Here is a 17,569-nt window from a genome sequence, read left to right on the forward strand (position 1 = left end):
TCGTAGGCCTCAGCCGCTCATCGCCTGTGGCAGATAGGTGGCGATGCCCGGGAACAGGCTCATCAGCACGATGGCCACGATCATCAGCAGGAAGAACGGTAGCGTGGCGAGGTGGAGCGATTGTCTGGAAAATCTTCGTAGAAGAGGTAAACGAGAGCTATTGCACTCAAGACGGAGAGTCATGAGCCCCTTTCACGTACTGGGCGTACAGGACATCGGCGAAGTCGGTTTCGGTGATGCTTCCGAGAACCAGATCTCTGACGGCGTCCGCCAGAAGGTCGTTATCTGCCGTAAGTTCGTATTCGTTGAGTGAAAGATACTCCAATGCCACGGCAAGGCCGGTTCTCTTGTTGGCGTCGGGGAGCGCGTGGGCGACAGCGATACTTGCAGTGTATTTGGCAGCAATTTCGAACACATCATCAAGCCCGCTGTAGACGATGGCATTGTCAATACGACCCAGTGCTCCCTGAAGTTTTCCAACATCCACAGAACCTTGCATCCCTGGCTCGGTGGCCAGAATCAAGGTGTTGATCTCAATGACTCTTTCAAATGGAAACTGGATAATCTCCATTACATGTCGGCCAGTTTCCGGAAGGTATTTCTGTGCGTGCGTAACGCCAGCTTGGTCTCCGACTTGACGATTTGCTGCCCCTCGGGACCCGAGAGGTCCAATTTTCTGGTCGCCTTGATTCGCGGGCGTTCCACGGCCTGGAGGCCGTACTTTTCAACTTTGCTGTTCATGTAGCGTACCCCTGTCTGCCTAGCATCTTGTCAACTAGTCTATCAGCCACTCATCGCCTGGGGCAGATAGGTGGCGATGCCCGGGAACAGGCTCATCAGCACGATGGCCACAATCATCAGCAGGAAGAACGGTAGCGTGGCGCGGGTGATCGACATGATGTCGCGCCCGGTCAGGCCCTGGATCACGAACAGGTTGAAGCCCACCGGCGGGGTGATCTGCGACATCTCGACCACGATGACCAGGTAGATGCCGAACCAGATCAGATCGAAGCCGGCGGTCTCGATCACCGGCATGATGATCGAGGTGACCAGCAGGATCAGCGAGATACCGTCGAGAAAGCAGCCCAGCACCAGCAAGAACAGGGTCAGCACCACCAGCAGCCAGGCCGGTGACAGACCCATGGCGCCGATCTTCTCGGCCAGGTCCATGGGCAGCTGGGTGAAGCTCATGGCCGAGGAAAGAAACGAGGCCCCGGCGATGATGAAGGCGATCATGCAGGAGGTGCGCACCGCGGCGAACAGGGCGTCTTTGAAGATAGTGCTGTTGAAGTGGCCGTTGGCTCGAGCGATCAGCATCGACAGCACGACCCCCGAGGCGGCGGCCTCGGTGGGCGAGGCAAGCCCGCCGTAGATGCTGCCGAGGATGCCGCCGATCAGCGCCAGCAGCGGCAGCAGTTGCAGGCTTCCCGACAGCTTCTGGCGCAGCGGCATGTCGCTGTCGCGCTTGCCCACCGCGCCACGACGATTGCCCACCAGCAGCGACCAGCCGATCACGTAGGTCATGAACAGACCGAGCAGCATCAGTCCCGGCCCGACACCGGCGATGAACAGCCGCGAGATCGACTGTTCGGTGACCACGCCGTAGACGATCATCATGATCGATGGGGGAATCAACAGCCCCAAGGTCGAGGCGCTGGCCAGGGTACCGATGGCCAGGTCGTTGTCGTAGCCGCGCTTTTCAAGCTCCGGCAGGGTCATCTTGCCGACGGTGGCGCAAGTCGCCGCCGAGGAGCCGCAGACCGCGGCAAACAGCCCGCTGCCGATGATGTTGGAATGCAACAGGCGTCCGGGAATACGTCCGAGCCAGGGCGACAGCGCCTGGAACATGTTGTTGGCGAGCCCCGAGCGAAACAGGATCTCGCCCATCCACACGAACATCGGCAGCGCGGTCAGGTCCCAGCCGTAGCTGGCGCCCCAGAAGTCCGAGGCCAGGATCGGGCCGGGCTCCAGCGGGAAGAACAGCGTCAGCACGATAAAGCCGGTGCCGAGCAGGGCGTAGGCGATCCACACGCCGCTGCCGAGCAGCACCGCCAGCGCCAGCAGGGTGACAAGACTGATCGTCAGCATCTCGGCAAGCCCTCCTGGCGAGACAGGCGCTGCAGGCGAACAGGAATCCTCAAGTCAGTCATGGCTGGGTTCCTCGTCCGGGGCCTCGAAGCGGCGTGGCGCCGTCAGCGCCTGTCTGGCGGTGTGGATCAGCGCTTCGGCCAGGGCCAGGCTCATCAGCGCCATGCCGACCAGCAACGCCAGCTGGGGAATCCACAGCGGAACGGCGAGCAGTCCCGAGGAGACGTCGTCGAACTCGAGGCTCTCGTGCATCAGTTGCCACAGCGATACGCACAACAGCGCATTGAGCGCCGAAGCCACCGCCAGGCAGAACAGCTCGGTGAAGGCGCGCACCGCCGCCGGCAGGCGCTGGATCACCAGCGACATGCGGATGTGGGCGTGGTGGCTGAAGGTGTAGGCCATGCCGAGAAAGGTCGCGCCCACCAGCAGGAAGGACGCCAGTTCCGACACCCCGGTGATCTCGAGGCCAAGACGCGCGCTGCCGAACAGCACCAGCAGGGCATCCAGCAGGCGAAACAGCACCTGGATGGTGATCAGGCCGCAGATGGCGACCATGGAGGCGGCCGCACCTAGCCCACCAAGGCGGTAAAGCGGCATCAGGCGAAACTTCATGGGCGATCCTTGGCGTCAGTGGAGCGATACGTTGTCCGTGAGTCGTTGACCGCACCTTTCTTGCACGGCGCCGCGACGTGGCGTGTTGCGAAAGACAGGCCGTGAACGGGACAACGAACGAGCGGCGAGGACACCCCTCACCGCTCGTCCCGAGCGCTATTCGGTATTGGCGCGGTAGTCCTCGATCAGCGCCTTGGCCCGGTCATCGGCGCGGCTCTCCCAGTCCTGGAAGAGCTTGTCACCGGCCTCGGAAAGGGCTCCGGCCACTGCCTCGTTGGGCTCGCCAATGGTGATGCCGTTTTCCTCCAGGGCCTGGGCGCTGCCTTCCATATCGGCCTTGCTGGCCTCCCAGCCGCGCTCTTCGGCCTCGGTCGCCGCTTCCATCAGCGCTTGCTGGGTCGCCTCATCCAGGCGATCGAAGGCCTTCTGATTGACGAAGATGATGTTCTTCGGAATCCACAGGTTGGCGTCGGAGAAGTGGGAGACATAGTCCCAGGCCGCCATCGACTCGCCGGTGGACACCGAGGTGATCATGGCGTCGACCCGACCGGTGGAGAAGGCGGTAGGGATGTCCGATTCTTCGGTCTCGGTGGGCAGGCCGCCGAGGTTCTCGGTCAGGCGCTGGGTATTGATGTTGGGCGCTCTTACCCTGAGCCCCTCGAACTGGGCGGGGTCATTCAACTCGAAGTCGGTGTAGATACCCTGTGACGGCCAGGGCACCGCGTACAGCGGCTTCATGCCCTGCTCGGCGAACAGCTCCTCGATCACCGGCTTGCTCGCCTGCCACAGCTCCCAGGCCTCGTCGTAGCTGCCGGCGAGCCCCGGCAGGGTGTCCAGCTCGAACACCGGCGACTCGTTGGACAGGATCGACATGAAGATCTCGCCGGCCTGAACGGTACCACGGCGCACCGATGGCTTGATCTCGCCGTGGCTGATCAGCGAACCGCCGGAGTGCACGGTGATGTCGAGCTCGCCATCGGTGGCTTCGCGCACGTCCTCGGCAAACTGCTTGGTGTTCTCGGTGTGGAAGCTGGCATCCCCATAGGGCGTCGCCAGATTCCATTCGGCGGCCTGGGCGCTGCTGACCGCAGTGGCGGTGGAGAGTGTGGCCACGGCAACGGCCAGCCCCAGGGAGGAGTATCGAGTCATGATGCCTACCTTGTTGTTGTAGAAACGTGGCTGTGAAAACGACGTGTCGTGATGGAGGTATCAGTCTGACTATGCAGCATCGGGCAGGATGGCGTTGAAGATCAAGCCGCCTTGCCGATGCCGCTGGGCTCTCAGGCCTTCTTGAACAGCTGGCTTTCGCGATCCTTGAACGCCTTGAACTCCAGTGCGTTGCCGGACGGGTCCTTGAAGAACATGGTGGCCTGCTCGCCGGGCTCGCCCTTGAAGCGGATGTAGGGTTCGATCTCGAACTTGACGCCATGGGACTTGAGCTTCTCGGCCAGGGCCTCCCAGGCGTCCATTTCCAGTACCACGCCGAAGTGCGGCACCGGCACACCGTGGCCGTCCACCGGGTTCTTGTGGGCAGCGTCGGCGGCGTCCTTGAGACCGGGGTTCAGGTGGCAGACGAACTGATGGCCGTAGAGGTCGAAGTCGACCCAGGACTCGGAGCTGCGGCCTTCGGGGCAGCCGAGAAAGTTGCCATAGAACTCGCGGGCCTCGTCGATATCACGGACCTGAATGGCAAGATGGAAGGGGTCGCTGACGGCCATGGGGAAACTCCGGAGTAGGTGAAGGGGTATATCACTGATTCTTGGCCGGGGAGGATCGTGGCGTCAATCTTCTTGCCGAATTTGTCGGGAATCGACTCGGGCGTTAGATTCAACTGACAAGAGAATATTGTGTGGCGCCCCGGCAACGCGATCGAAGCATCTGCGAAAGGGCTCGAAGGCAAGCGCTCGGAGCGCGCGCTGGGCGCCACGATGGCGACAGAAGACAGCGGAAGACGACAATAACAGGTTCGTTAACCACCTGACGTCCGTTAGCGAAGGTTCACCAAAGGACGTCGACAACAGAGGCTGCCCTCATGCCGATACCCCGACTCAACTGCGACGTTGGCGAGAGCTTTGGTGCCTGGAAGATGGGCCGTGACGCCGACGTGATGCCCTATATCGACTGCGCCAACATCGCCTGCGGCTTCCACGCCGGCGACCCTGACGTGATGCGACGCACCGTAGGCTACGCGGTGGCCAACGAGGTGCTGATCGGCGCCCACCCCGGCTATCCCGACCTGGTGGGTTTTGGCCGGCGCAGCCTGGCGGTGTCCCCGAGCGAAGCCGAGAATCTGCTGCTCTACCAGATCGGTGCCCTCGACGGCGTCTGTCGTGCCGAGGGCACCAGGGTCGGCTACGTCAAGCCCCACGGCGCGCTCTATAACGACATGGCCACCAATATGGAATTGCTGCGCGCCACCATGCGCGCGGTCAAGGCCTATGACGAAAGCCTGCCGCTGTTGGTGATGTCCACCGCCGACACCGCCGGTGTGAGGGCGCTTGCCGAGGAGGAGGGCGTCAGCCTGTGGTTCGAGGTGTTCGCCGACCGTGCCTATGACGGCGAAGGTCGGCTGGTATCCCGGCGTGAGCCAGACGCGGTGCATCACGATGAGGACACCATCGTCGGCCAGGCGGTGACCCTGGCCCGGGGCGAGGCGCTGACCGCCCGCGACGGCACCAAACTGGTCCTTCCCGCCGATACCCTGTGCGTGCACGGCGACAACGAGAGTTCAGTGGCGGCGGTGCGTGCCATCCGCGAGGCCTTCGACCAGCTGGAGGGGGCATGACGCCGAGCCCACGTCTGGAGACGGTGGCCTTCGACAGCCTGATCGTGCGGCTGTTCGACGCCATCGACGAGTCGCATATGCCCTGGGTGCTGGCGGCGGTGGACGCCATCCGCGAGCGGCTGGGTGAGGATGCCCTGGAGGTGGTGCCGTCCTACACCACGGTACTGGTGCAGCTCGATATCCGCAGGCTGTCGCTTGGCGAGGCCCGAGCGCGCCTCGGCGAGGCCCTGGCGAACCTTTCGCCTCGGGCGACGGAGGACGGCAGCCTGCACGAGATCCCGGTGTGGTATGACGCAAGCGTCGGCCCTGAGCTTGAGCTGATCGCTCAGCGCGCAGGCATCACCGCCGATCAGGTCATCGAGCGCCACTGTGCCCACGACTACAGCGTCTTCGCGCTGGGGTTTGCTCCCGGCTACGGCTTCATGGGGCTGGTCGAGGACGCCCTGGCCACGCCTCGACTCAAGACACCGCGCCAGAAGGTGGCCGCGGGCAGCGTCGGCATCGCCGATCGCCAGACCGCCGTCTATCCCGCGCCGTCGCCTGGCGGCTGGAACCTGATCGGACGCACCGCCACCCGGCTGTTCGATCGCGAGCGCGAGGGTTACACCCTGTTCAAGCCCGGCGATCGCGTGCGCTTTGTGGCCATCGACCGTGCCACCTTCGAGGCGCAGGGTGGCGACACCACTCCCCAACCCCCGGCCGAGGAGAGCGGCGCATGAGTCTCAAGGTGGAACGCGCAGGTCCCCTGGCGCTGGTGGTCGATGGTGGTCGCCAGGGCGTGCGCCATCTGGGCGTGACCCAGGGCGGTGCCATGGACTGGGTGGCGCTGGGCTGGGCCAACTGGCTGCTGGGCAACGCCCCGGACGCCCCCGGCATCGAGATCATGGTGGGCGGCCTTGCGCTGGTGGCCGAGGCCGACATGAGTGTGGCGCTGGCCGGGGCCGACCTGGGCGCGACTCTGGACGGCGAACCCATGACTTTGGCGGAACCGGTAACGCTCAAGCGTGGTCAGCGGCTGGTGTTCGAGAGGCCGAAAAGTGGCCTGCGCACCTATCTGGCACTGCCGGGCGGGATCGAGGCGAGCGCCATCATGGGCAGCGTCACGAGCACCGTGCGTGAAGGGCTCGGTGGCCTCGACGGTTTCGGCAAGCCGCTGGCCCAGGGCGACGTGCTGACGCCAAAGCAGGATCGGCCCTCGGGCGGCGATCGTCGCCTGCCACGGCGGGACGCCGACAAGGGGCAGCGGGACGCTGATCGAGAGCAGGGGGCTCTGGTCACGGCAAGCGACGGGCCACTGGCGCTGTCGCTGGTGCCCGGGGCCCAGATCGCGAGCTTCTCGGGCACCAGCCTGTATCGCGCCTTCAATGACGTCTGGACGCTGGATCAGCGCGCCGATCGCATGGGGATTCGCCTGACCGGGCCGCAGCTTGAGGGCAGCATGAGCGGTATGGTGTCGGAGGGCATTCCGCTGGGGGCGGTGCAGGTACCGCCGGACGGCCAGCCGATCATTCTGATGAACGACCGCCAGACTATCGGCGGCTACCCGCGCCTGGGGGCGCTGACCCCGCTGGCCTGCGCCCGTCTGGCCCAGTGCCTGCCTGGCACCGAGGTGCGCCTGGTGCCGGAGTCGCCGGAGCGTGCCCGCGATGACCATCTGAGGCAGCTTGCCCGTTGGAACCATGACTCTGGGAACTGAGAGGCAGGGTGTGAGCTGCCAGGTGAACACCGGTGGTGCATTAAACGTTGGCGTAAACGCGCCAGCAATTTGCTGAAAATAGGGCTAGGTGCCCGTTTCTGTCCGCTATTTCTGACCCGACGGGTATGGGGACTATCGGGAACGGGCACCCGCCACCGGAACGCCCCTGATGTTAGCTACGGTAGTTTTTTATCGCTGATCCAACTCGCTGACATCATGTTCGGCAAGAAATCGACGCAGGGCGAGGTTCATTCGTGTCTGCCAGCCCTTTCCAGAGGCGCGAAAGGTGTCGATCACATCCTGGTCATAGCGAACCTTGACCGCGATCTTGGGGCGTTCCAGAGGAGGGCGGCCGCGGCCCCGCTTCAGCAACTGGTCGCCCCGATAAAGGTGGGCGCCCTCCAGCCACTCTTCGGTCAATTCCGGTGCATCGTCGGGGTCAACCCAAGTAGGGGTGGAATCGCCTTTGTTCACGCTCATTGGCATACCTCATGGAGATGATACGGCGCTTGGTGTCCCGCCATGTCCACACCATCACCACCATACGATGGTGCAATGTGCCCACGGTAATGATGCGAGTCTCGCCATAGTCCTGCCTGGCATCTTCTCGGCTGATGTGTGCTTGCGCAAACAGCAGCGGAGCATCCTCGAAATCCAACCCTCTCTCTTCCAGGGTGGTTGCCCGCTTGTTGAGGTCGTATTCGATCTCGGCCACGGCGGGATTCTCCTTGATGTTTTTTAGTGTACCCCCAATTAATAGTGCATCGTCAACTCCGTACTGCTCGATGGCTGGATCCGGGCCTGGTCAGCCTCGGTGAAGGTATTGGCAGACGCCACACCACAGAAGAGTTGACGCAGGTCGCTTTGCGGACACCATCGGTGTTGTCGCTTTTTATTCCGCCTGAAACCAGGACGCACCGGCCCTCGGGGGCGAGGGCCGGTGACGAGGCTGCTTTGGTAATTTACCGGTGAGCGCTGGTCTTCTAGAAACGATAGCTCAGGGTAGCGCTGACGCTGCGCTCGGCGCCGAAGTAGCAGAATTCGAGCGAGTTGCAGGAGGCCACGTAGTCCTCGTCCAGCAGGTTGCTGACGTTGAGGCGGCCGCTGACGTTGGTCAGTCCGACCTGGCTGAAGTCATAGCCCAGGGTGGCGTCGACCAGGGTGTAGTCCGGGACCGACTTGGTGTTGTCGCGGTCGGCCTGGATATCGGCGTGGTAGCGCACCCCGAGGCCGGTGTTGAGTCCGGCCAGCGGTCCCTTGAGGAAGTCGTAGTAGCCCCACACCGAGGCAATGTGCTTGGGCGAGTAGATGGCGTCGTTGCCTTCCTCGCTGGGGTCATCGCTTTCGGCGTAGGTGATGTCGGTGTAGGCGTAGCCGGCCTGGAGGCTCAGTGCCTCGGTGAGCTGAGTGCGCGCCTCGAGCTCGATCCCCTGGGATTCGATCTCGCCCACGGCACGATACGGATCGGTGGGCTGCTCCTTGGTGGCCACGTTTTCCTGGGTGATATGGAACAGGGCGATGGAGTACTGGTCCTGGGTACCCAACGGCTGGTACTTGAGCCCGGTTTCCACCTGCTCGCCCTCCATCGGCTCGAGCAGATCGCCGGAGGCATCGACGAAGCTGGTCGGGGTGAAGGCGGTCGAGTAGCTGGCGTAGGGCGAGACGCCGTTGTCGAAGGCGTAGAGCAGGCCAGCGCGGCCGCTGAACTGGGTTTCGTCGAGATCCGAGCTGTCGCCGCTATCGAGGTTGGTGTTCTCGATATCGACCCAGTCATAGCGGCCACCCAGGGTCAGGTGCCAGCGATCCCAGCTGAGCTGGTCCTGCAGATAGACGCCGGTCTGGTCGAGTTCGTGCTTTTCACGGGTGGTCACGACGATATCGCCGATGGGGCCAGCACCGTAGCTCGGGTTGAAGGCGTCGATGTTGGGGAAGGTGCCCCCGGACCAGACCACGTCGTTCTCGCGGGTCTGGTAATCGAACCCGGTCAGCACCCGGTGCTCGAAGCCGCCGGTGGAAAAGTTGGCTTCGAGCTGGTTGTCCACGGTCCAGGCCTCGAGGTCTTCGTCGGCGCCGGAGTAGTAGCGGTTGAGCTCGGTGTCGTTGGCCCAGCCGTAGGCGTAGACCTGGTCCATCTCGACGTCGGATTCCAGATACTTGAGCTTCTGGCGAGCGGTGATGCCGTTGCCGAAACGGTGCTCCAGCTCATAGCCCAGCAGGGTCTGGTCGCGCTCGAAGTTGTCGTAGTCGTCCTCGCCCTCGAAGAAGGTGTTGTCGATATGCCCGCCGGCATGGCTGGTCACCGTGCCGTCGTAGGGCAGACCGGCGTGATAGCCGCCCTCGGGCTCACGCGAGACGTAGGCGTTGAGGTTGAGGGTGGTGGCGTCGGTGATGTCCCAGGTCAGCGACGGCGCGATGGCGTAGCTCTCTTCCTCGACCTGATCGAACTGGGTATCCGAGGAGCGGGCGATGCCGGTCAGGCGGAAGGCGGCACGCTGGCCTTCGTCGACACTGCCGGTGACATCGAAGGCGGCGCGCTGCTGGTCATTGTTGCCGAAGCCGACCTGCACCTCGCCGGTGGGGGTGTCGCTGAACTCGGGGCGCTTGCTGGTCAGCGCGACCAGGCCGCCAGGGGAGGCGCGACCATAGAGCACCGAGGCCGGTCCCTTTACCACCTCGATGCTTTCGAGCATCCAGGGGTCGACCTTCAGCGAGCTGAAGCTGTTGGTGTCGCCCATCAGCTTGAGGCCGTCGAGGAAGGTATTGCTCAGGCTGCCGTCGGAGAAGCCTCGCAGTACCAGATAGTCGTAGCGGTTGGACGACCCGACCTGGTTGGTATAGACCCCTGGAGTGTAGTCCAGCGCCCGCTGCACCGTCTGGGCACCACGTTGCTCGATCTGCTCGGCGCTGACCGTCGAGGTGGCCTGGGGCGTCTCGAGGAAGGGCGTATCGGTCTTGGTGGCGGCCTGGCCGGTAACCGTCATGGTGCCCAGTTCGGTATTGGTGGAGGTGCCAGCATTGACGGCATTGTCACTGAGGGTGGTCTGGGCCAGTGCGGCGGAGGATACGCTGGCCGCCAACAGCGCCGGGCCAGCTTTCAAGGCGAAAGGTTTCAGGGCGAAAGGCGTCAGCGCGAAGGGCAGGGTCGAGGTGATACGCATGTTGTCGCTTACCATTGGGAGCAGGGAATGGCGCCACGGGGTAGGCACCTGAACAAAGCGGTCATGTTTCGGTAATGCGAATTATTACATTTTGCGAGTGGGCCTGTTTATGCGCGGCGCCAAGAACCTTATGCGGGGTGACAGGACCTGCACCGATAATGAAACCTCAGTAGACAAGTGCGATCGGCGTAGCGAGTGCTAGGGCTTGTCTGAAAAGTGCCTGCGCTCGGTAATACGGCGTTAAAAATCGGCTGGTGCGCCAGCCCGGTCAAAATGCTCATTTACACCCCGTAAACTGCGCTTTCTCACCGATTTTTGCCTTGTCTAACCTTCGCTCGTCGACTTTTCGGACAGCGCCTAGCTAATGTAGTGGGTCCAGTCATCGACGAAGCACCGCCCGACGGCTGGGTGCCGTTGCGGTGTACTGCGTCCAGTTGAGGTCTCGGGGGGAGAGTTGCCCAGGGGGGCTGGGCGAAGGGCGAAGGTCCTGGAAACGTCTAGCCAACGTCGCGGGGTGAGACCCCGAAGCGCCGCCGAAAGGCGGTAGAGAAGTTGGAGGCGTGGCTGTAGCCGCTCTCGAAAGCGGCCTGCTGCACGCTGGCGCCCTGGGCCAGCAGCTCGTGGGCCAGGGTCAGTCTGCGTTCTCGCAGGTAGTCGAAGACCGAAACGCCGAACAGGCGCTGGAACTTGGCGCGCAGGCCCGAGGCGCTCATGGACGCCATCGCCGCCAGCTGCTCGAGGCAGTAGGACTCGGCGGGAAAGTCGTGCAGCCGCTGGCGGATCCGCTCCAGCCGCTGGCGCTCCGGCAGGGGCAGGTCACCGCGCTGGCGCGGGCCGGGATGTCGCAGGCCGTGGGCCAGTAGTTGCAGGCCAATGGCCTCCATCAAGAGCTGGCGCTGGCCGGGGGAAGGCTGCGGCATGACCGCCTGTTCGAGCATCGGCGCCAGGTAGCCGGGCAGTGGCCAGACGTGCAGATGGGGACGCGGGGCGTCGAGCAGTTCGGTGATGTCCGGGCGCTGGCTCAACGAGGCGATCGCAGCCTGGTCCAGCGACAGGTTCAGGGTGCGCAACCGCTGCCCCTCATCCTGATGCACGCGCAGGGAAACCTGATCGGCGAGCCGGGCGCTCAGTGCGCTGCCGGCGGTGAGCCGCTGCCGCCGTCCCCCGGTGTCGACCACGATGGCGCCTTCCATCACCACGCACACGAACAGCGGCGAGGCCATGGTGGAGCAGGAGTCGTAGGGCTTGAGCACCTCGACATCGGAAAAGGTCAGATGCCAGCCGCTGCGCACCTCTTCCTCGATGACGCGGCCTCTGAGAATTTCCAGGTGGTGGGCCACCGCCGGGAAGCGGGCGCCGTCGAAGCGGTAGTCGATGCCGTGGCGCTGGCCGAATCGCAGAAAGTCCCGCGCGCGGATGACCCGGGTATCACCAAGTCCCGCGGCGGCTCCGGCCAGCGGGCGCGAGCGAGGCTGATCGCCACTCGACTCGCAGGCTTGCGCGTGGCTTGCAGCGCTCATCTTCAGCTTGCGACCAGGCGGCGGGCTTCGCCGCGGGAGGGGAAGGTCTGCACCACTGCCCCCGTGCTCTGAGGCATCGCTGTGGTCCTGGGCTGCCTGACCTTGTTGCCGGTCTTGTTGCTGGTCGTGCTGCTCGCCCTGGCAACGGCGGCATCGTCCAGCGGGCAGTTGCCGCAGCAGCCGAAGTCCTCTAACCGATAGCGCAGGCAACATAGCCGCCGTGTGCGCTGGGTCTCGCCGTGTTCGTCGGGCAGGTAGCGCACCGGCATGAACAGGGGATTGCGCCGGCCATCCGGGTAGACCCGGTGGTCGATCAGGCGCAGCGCCTCGTCGCCGAGCCCAGGTGAGGCCATGGGGTGGTGCACGGCAGCCTTGGCAAAGTACTCGAAGTAGTTGCCGAAGTTGCTCCAGAACACCTTGGGAGAGGCCCCGGAGACGCAGCCCAGCATGTCGACCAGCGGTGCCACATGCCCCTGCAGCAGGCGTTCGAAGCGCTCGAAGGCGTCCAGCGACCCCAGCGGGGTGCCTTCATGGGGCAGGGCGATGCCGGTTGTCTGGCCGCTGTCGCTGAGATAGAGACCCATCTGATCCAGCGCTACCGGCAGGTCGCGCTCCAGCAGCAGGTTGGAGGCCAGGGTATGGGCGGCCATGGCGCTGAAATGCCACTTGGACCAGAGCGAGGCCACCGCCTTGAGGTCATCGCCCTGGTACTGGGCGGCGAAGCGCTCGAGCAATTCGTCCAGCACGCCAGGTTCGAGCAGACGCTCGGCAGGCATGGCGTCGTCGGGTAGCTCGGCCGCGACGGTGGGTACGGCAAGGTGTTCCAGGGGACCGCAATACAGACGAGGCAGCGCTGATGTCATGGGGTGTCCTGCAGGCCGGAGGCTTGAGGTCATAAGACCAACGGTGGACACCATAAATTAAATGCGAATTGTTATCAAGAATATTGCCGATAGCCGGCGTCGATCGACTGAACGCTGGCGGCCCGCCAGACCTGGCTGGGGCTGGGCCCCTGGTCGATATCCGAGCACATGTCGATCCGTGCAAGCGTGAGGGTATGGCAATGGACGACCAGCTCACCGCTCGCTCTCTCGCCCTTGGCCTTGCCCTCGCCCTCGCCGGACTTGCGCCAGCGCCAGATCTGGCGCCGGTATTGCGGTTCGTTGTCGCTGTCGCTGTATGTGTGCTGGCCGGGCATCTCCTCCGGTGCCAGGGCGTTGTCCTCCACCAGCGCCAGTTCGACGCAGGGCAGGGCCAAGTCCCTGGCCAGCCACTGGAGCGCGGCGACCTCGGCGCACTGCTGGGCCGGGGTCAGGTGGGAGGCTCCGCGATAGCCGGGCAGGAAGCGTTGTCCCTGCGCCTCGGCTTGCAGCATCGGCAGGGCCTGGTCGGGCTCGATACGCCCGTACTTGCGCACCGGTGACAGCAGGATGATGCTCGCGGCGAAGCGGCAACCGCCCAGGTGGCTGCTCTCCCACACGTCGAAGGGCAGGCGATGCTCCTCCACGGCGCGGGCCAGCGCCTTGTAGCTGCGATAGCCGTAGCGCGCGCAGCACTTGTCCTTCTTGCCGTGGGTGCAGCACAGCACCAGGTCGTGGTGCTGTGGTGTGGACGGCCAGCGCTCGAGATCCTCGCTCGCCGCCAACGCCTCGACAAAGGCCAACAGCGCGCTGCGCTCGAGCTGGAGACGCCGACGCTCCGGCATCAGGATCACCTCGTGGACCTCGGCAGGCTGATCACGACGATGGATCAGATTGACTCGGCGACCGCTGGCGGCCAGGGCGTCGAGTTGTGCTGCCAGCTCGGGGGCCATGTCGCTGGCGTGGCGCAGGTTGCGCTGCCACCTGGCCCGGGGCCAGCTGATCAAGAGATTGCGCTCGGCGTGGGCGCCGCTGCCGGGCAGCGGATCCCCCGCTTCGCGAGACAGGTCGGTGCAGAAGACGTGGCTCATGGCCTCGGCCCTGACGTTGTCGAAGGATGCCTTGCCTGAGTGTGCAGCGCCGGCGACTCGTCGGTTGGTCTCTGCTGCGGCGTCTGCGATTCGCGGCGCCCCAGCAAAGGTACGCACAGCGGCTTGCCGCTTTCAGGGTCGATCATGACGTGGGCATCCAGGTCGAAGACGCGCTTCAGATTATCGGCGGTGAACACCTCTCGCGGTGCGCCGCTGGTGAGGATGCGGCCGTCGCGCATCATCACCAGCTCGTCGGCGTAGGCGGCGGCCAGGTTGAGGTCGTGCAACACCAAAAGCAGGGTGCGCCCCTGGTCGTGGGCCAGTCCCGAGAGCAACTCCAGCAGGTCCACCTGGACCTTGAGGTCAAGAAAGGTGGTGGGCTCATCGAGCAGGATCAGGTCGGTCTGCTGGGCCAGCACCATGGCGATCCAGCAGCGCTGGCGCTGTCCACCGGACAGGGTGTCGACGTGGCGTTCGGCGAACTCGGTGACCCGGGTGTAGGCCATCGCCTGCTTGACCACCTCGGCGTCGCGACGGGCATCGCGTTGCCACAGGCGCTGGTGGGGAAAGCGTCCCATTGCCACCAGCTGGCGCACGCTCAGCCCCTCCGGTGCCGTCGGCCCCTGGGGCAGCAGTCCCAGATGCTGGGCGACCTCGCGGGTGGAGCGACGGTGGATATCCTGACCGTCGAGCAGCACCTGACCGCCCTGGGGCTTCAAGGTGCGTGCCAGGGTCTTCAGCAGGGTCGACTTGCCGCTGCCGTTGGGACCGAGCAGCACCGTCAGCTTGCCTGGCGCCACCGCGATATCCACCCCGTCCAGTACCAGCCGTTCCTCGTAGCCGACCTTGAGAGAATGTCCCGCCAACTGGTGGCCGAGCGCGGACGCCGCGGTCGATCCATCGGACGGCACGTCAGACGATCCATCTGACAATGCATCGGACCGGTGTCGGGGTGCCGCGCTGGACGAGGGTGTGGTCGGCAAAGAAGGCTGAGATGAGGTCATGCAAGGCCCGCCTGGGGTGTGTGGCAGCAGCACGGTATGACAAAAAATTCTCATTTTCAATCCGGCCAAGCCCGTATCGGCGCGGTTTGTCGGCATGGCGCGCGGCGTTTTAGCACAGTGTGTTGTTAGCTTATGCCGAACGAATGGTTCGCATTTCGTAGACAGCAGGAAAGCGATTAATTAGGATAATCGTTCTCATTTGTATGTGAGATGGCAATAAACGACGCAATGCGGCATCGAGGCTTCGGTAAGGTGCGGCCCTTCGGGAAGGTGGCGAATCGCATCGCCACCGCTCGCCGGGAGCGGCAGCACGGGGCAGGGACGACGTCCGAGAGCAACGTCCTGGCGTGAGGGACTCGCCAGACCTCGAGTCAGCGTTTGCGCGATCATTCGATTTAGCAAAAGGAACGATGCACGACATGAAACGTCATGCTCTCTGGCCCACCGTTTCACTGCTTGGCCTGGTGGCCGCACAGCAGGTCGCGGCGCAGACCTCCGTCGATACCTCTTCCTCGAACGGCGCCCGTGCCGACGAGGCCCCGACCATGGTGGTGACCGCCTCGCGGACCAACACCACCAAGGAAGATTCGCCGCAGACCGTGCGCATCATCAGCGAGGAGGAGATCGCCCAGCAGCTGGACGTGACCACCGACTCCTCCCAGATCCTGAGCAACCTGCTGCCGTCCTACTCGCCCAACCGCCAGAAGATGACCGGCAGCGGCGAGACCTTGAGGGGCCGCACACCGCTGTTTCTGATCGACGGCATTCCCCAGTCGAATCCGCTGCGTCCGACCGGTCGTGAGGCCCACACCATCGATTTCTCCCAGGTGGAGCAGATCGAGGTGATCCAGGGCGCCAACGCCACCAACGGCGTCGGCGCAGCCGGCGGGGTGATCAACATCATCACCAAGCGTCCGGAGCCGGGTTCCTTCAATCAGCACTTCGGCGTGCAGATGACCACCCCGACCAGCGAGCTGGACGAGGACACCCTGAGCGACAAGACCGACTACGGCTTCAGCGGCAACAAGGGTAACGTCGACTACCTGTTTGGTCTGAGCTACGAGGACCAGGGGCTGTACCTGGACGCCAAGGACGACCCGGTCGGTGTCGACAACACCCAGGGCGACCTGATGGACTCGCGCAGCTATGACCTGCTCGGCAAGATCGCCTACTGGATCGACGATGACCAGCGCATCCAGTTCACCCTCAACCACTACGACATCGAAGGTCACAACGACTACGTCAGCGTGACCGGCGATCGCGACGCCGGGATTCCGACCACCTCCGAGCGTGGCACCCCCGAGGGCGACGCCCCCTTCAACGAGGTCTGGACCACTGGGCTTAGCTACGAGAACTACGACCTGGCCGGCATGCACCTGAGCGCCCAGGCCTACTATCAGGACTACGAGGCGTTGTTCGGCGCCACCGACTCCAGCAGCTTCCAGGATCCGTCACTGGCGCCGGTAGGCACCTACTACGACCAGAGCTCGGCCAAGACCGAGAAGTTCGGCACCAAGGTCTCGCTGACCAAGGACGACCTGTGGGATGACCGGCTCAAGCTGACCGGTGGCTTCGATACGCTGTTCGACGAGACCGAGCAGTACCTGTATCAGAGCAACCGCACTTACGTGCCGCCCACCGATTACACCGACCTGTCGCCGTTCTTCCAGGCCGAACTGCAGCCGATCGACTCGTTGCTGCTGTCCGCCGGGGTACGCTACGAGTACGCCGAGCTGGATATCGATGACTATCAGACGGTGTGGGCCAACAATGGCGTCGACGTCGAGGGCGGCAATCCCGACTTCGATGAGACGCTCTACAACGTCGGCGCGGTGTGGAAGCCTGTCGATCGCGTCAGCCTGTTTGCCAACTACTCCGAAGGCTTCTCGATCCCTGATGTCGGTCGTGCGCTGCGCGGCATCGATACCCCGGGACAGTCCGTCGACAGCATCGACAACCTGCGTCCCATCGTGACCGAAAACGTCGAGACCGGCGTGCGCTTCGAAGGGGATCGCCTGTCGGCAGAGCTGAGCTACTACGAGTCCACCTCCGACTTCGGCAGCCGCCTGACCGAAGAAGACGGCGTCTTCATCATGAACCGCCAGGAGACCCAGATCACCGGTATCGAGGCCTCGGTGGACTACGCCTTTACCGAGCGCCACTCCGGTCGCCTGGCCTACTCCCACATGACCGGGCTGTATGACAGCGACGACGATGGCGACCTCGATGCCGAACTGTCCGGCCTCGATGTCTCGCCGGATCGTCTGATCGGTAGCTGGTCCGCCAACTGGACAGACAAGGTGTCCACCTTCCTCCAGGCCAACTACTCGTTCGATGAGACCTATGACGAGGACGATCGCGAGTTCGACGGCTATCTGCTGGTGGACGCAGCGGTGGGCTACCAACTGCCTACCGGCAAGCTGAATGTGGGCGTGTCCAACCTGCTCGACGAGGACTACATCACCTACTACTCCCAGAGCGCGCTGGTCAACGACGACCGTTACTTCGCCGGTCGTGGTCGTACCCTGACGGTAGGGTATAGCGTCGACTTCTAAAGGCCGCGTTTGTAAGCACTGCGGCTGGAAAGCGCCGCTGCTGGAAAGCACCGCTGCTGTAGAGCGCCGCTGCTGGAAAGCGCTGCTATTTGGCTGACCCGGACCGCCGCCAGGACGGCGGCGGTCCACGCGGACGGACCGTGGTGCCGCTTCGATGACACCAGGCTGCGCCTGAGGCTGCTTTCAGGCCATCTACAGAA

18 protein-coding genes are annotated in these 17,569 nt (G+C 64.0%); 4 read left to right on the forward strand and 14 right to left on the reverse strand.

Annotated elements, in window-relative coordinates:
• Positions 1 to 9: 9 nt before the first annotated feature.
• The 7 genes from C6W88_RS21505 to C6W88_RS11320 all read right to left on the reverse strand — a co-directional run bounded on the left by C6W88_RS21505 (position 10) and on the right by C6W88_RS11320 (position 4,418).
• Positions 10 to 183 carry a hypothetical protein gene (locus C6W88_RS21505; protein WP_156088603.1) on the reverse strand — a complete coding sequence of 58 codons (174 nt, stop codon included), beginning with the start codon at positions 181 to 183 and terminating at the stop codon, positions 10 to 12.
• Positions 167 to 571: a type II toxin-antitoxin system death-on-curing family toxin gene (locus C6W88_RS11295; RefSeq protein WP_108132495.1), complete on the reverse strand. Its 405-nt coding sequence runs from the start codon at positions 569 to 571 to the stop codon at positions 167 to 169. Before C6W88_RS11295 ends, C6W88_RS21505 begins: the two co-directional genes overlap by 17 nt.
• Positions 571 to 741, reverse strand: coding sequence for an acetyltransferase (locus tag C6W88_RS11300; RefSeq protein WP_108132496.1), 171 nt, complete (start codon positions 739 to 741; stop codon positions 571 to 573). The genes C6W88_RS11295 and C6W88_RS11300 overlap by 1 nt, the downstream gene beginning before the upstream one ends.
• Positions 742 to 783: 42 nt before the next feature.
• Positions 784 to 2,088: a TRAP transporter large permease gene (locus C6W88_RS11305; protein WP_045992316.1), complete on the reverse strand. Its 1,305-nt coding sequence runs from the start codon at positions 2,086 to 2,088 to the stop codon at positions 784 to 786.
• A gap of 54 nt (positions 2,089 to 2,142) precedes the next feature.
• Positions 2,143 to 2,700: a TRAP transporter small permease gene (locus C6W88_RS11310; RefSeq protein ID WP_108132497.1), complete on the reverse strand. Its 558-nt coding sequence runs from the start codon at positions 2,698 to 2,700 to the stop codon at positions 2,143 to 2,145.
• Positions 2,701 to 2,856: 156 nt separating this feature from the next.
• Complete coding sequence (locus tag C6W88_RS11315; RefSeq protein WP_108132498.1) at positions 2,857 to 3,849, reverse strand: TRAP transporter substrate-binding protein; 993 nt, start codon at positions 3,847 to 3,849, stop codon at positions 2,857 to 2,859.
• A gap of 131 nt (positions 3,850 to 3,980) precedes the next feature.
• Positions 3,981 to 4,418 carry a VOC family protein gene (locus C6W88_RS11320; protein ID WP_045992313.1) on the reverse strand — a complete coding sequence of 146 codons (438 nt, stop codon included), beginning with the start codon at positions 4,416 to 4,418 and terminating at the stop codon, positions 3,981 to 3,983.
• 314 nt (positions 4,419 to 4,732) lie between these two features.
• Between C6W88_RS11320 and C6W88_RS11325 the strand changes: the two genes are divergently transcribed.
• The 3 genes from C6W88_RS11325 to C6W88_RS11335 are packed head-to-tail and all read left to right on the forward strand — an operon-like array spanning position 4,733 to position 7,181.
• The gene (locus tag C6W88_RS11325; RefSeq protein WP_108132499.1) at positions 4,733 to 5,485 is read left to right on the forward strand and encodes a 5-oxoprolinase subunit PxpA; all 753 of its coding nucleotides are present in this window, start codon (positions 4,733 to 4,735) and stop codon (positions 5,483 to 5,485) included.
• Positions 5,482 to 6,204 (forward strand): 5-oxoprolinase subunit PxpB, encoded by a 723-nt coding sequence (pxpB, locus tag C6W88_RS11330; RefSeq protein ID WP_108132500.1) that lies wholly within the window; start codon positions 5,482 to 5,484, stop codon positions 6,202 to 6,204. Before C6W88_RS11325 ends, pxpB begins: the two co-directional genes overlap by 4 nt.
• Positions 6,201 to 7,181, forward strand: a complete 981-nt coding sequence (locus C6W88_RS11335; RefSeq protein WP_108132501.1) for a 5-oxoprolinase subunit C family protein — start codon at positions 6,201 to 6,203, stop codon at positions 7,179 to 7,181. The genes pxpB and C6W88_RS11335 overlap by 4 nt, the downstream gene beginning before the upstream one ends.
• A gap of 189 nt (positions 7,182 to 7,370) precedes the next feature.
• Here C6W88_RS11335 and C6W88_RS11340 read toward each other — a convergent pair whose 3' ends face one another.
• From C6W88_RS11340 to C6W88_RS11370, 7 genes are all read right to left on the reverse strand, one after another.
• Entirely contained in the window at positions 7,371 to 7,661 is a 291-nt protein-coding gene (locus tag C6W88_RS11340; protein WP_108132502.1) for a BrnA antitoxin family protein, read from the reverse strand.
• Positions 7,621 to 7,896, reverse strand: coding sequence for a BrnT family toxin (locus C6W88_RS11345; RefSeq protein ID WP_108132503.1), 276 nt, complete (start codon positions 7,894 to 7,896; stop codon positions 7,621 to 7,623). Before C6W88_RS11345 ends, C6W88_RS11340 begins: the two co-directional genes overlap by 41 nt.
• A 268-nt stretch (positions 7,897 to 8,164) precedes the next feature.
• Complete coding sequence (locus tag C6W88_RS11350) at positions 8,165 to 10,339, reverse strand: TonB-dependent siderophore receptor (RefSeq protein WP_181248697.1); 2,175 nt, start codon at positions 10,337 to 10,339, stop codon at positions 8,165 to 8,167.
• Between the two features lie 497 nt (positions 10,340 to 10,836).
• Positions 10,837 to 11,859, reverse strand: coding sequence for a helix-turn-helix transcriptional regulator (locus tag C6W88_RS11355; RefSeq protein WP_108132504.1), 1,023 nt, complete (start codon positions 11,857 to 11,859; stop codon positions 10,837 to 10,839).
• Positions 11,860 to 11,861: 2 nt separating this feature from the next.
• Entirely contained in the window at positions 11,862 to 12,722 is an 861-nt protein-coding gene (fhuF, locus tag C6W88_RS11360) for a siderophore-iron reductase FhuF (protein WP_108132505.1), read from the reverse strand.
• A 74-nt stretch (positions 12,723 to 12,796) separates the two neighbouring features.
• A complete protein-coding gene (locus C6W88_RS11365) occupies positions 12,797 to 13,810 on the reverse strand; it encodes a ferredoxin family protein (RefSeq protein ID WP_108132506.1) in 1,014 nt (337 codons plus the stop codon).
• Positions 13,807 to 14,721 carry an ABC transporter ATP-binding protein gene (locus tag C6W88_RS11370; RefSeq protein ID WP_231498614.1) on the reverse strand — a complete coding sequence of 305 codons (915 nt, stop codon included), beginning with the start codon at positions 14,719 to 14,721 and terminating at the stop codon, positions 13,807 to 13,809. The genes C6W88_RS11365 and C6W88_RS11370 overlap by 4 nt, the downstream gene beginning before the upstream one ends.
• Positions 14,722 to 15,233: 512 nt before the next feature.
• Here C6W88_RS11370 and C6W88_RS11375 point away from each other — a divergent pair.
• Positions 15,234 to 17,369, forward strand: a complete 2,136-nt coding sequence (locus tag C6W88_RS11375) for a TonB-dependent receptor (protein WP_108132508.1) — start codon at positions 15,234 to 15,236, stop codon at positions 17,367 to 17,369.
• Positions 17,370 to 17,569 lie beyond the last annotated feature (200 nt).

It is taken from the genome of Halomonas litopenaei, assembly GCF_003045775.1.
In the GTDB taxonomy this organism is placed as follows: domain Bacteria; phylum Pseudomonadota; class Gammaproteobacteria; order Pseudomonadales; family Halomonadaceae; genus Halomonas; species Halomonas litopenaei.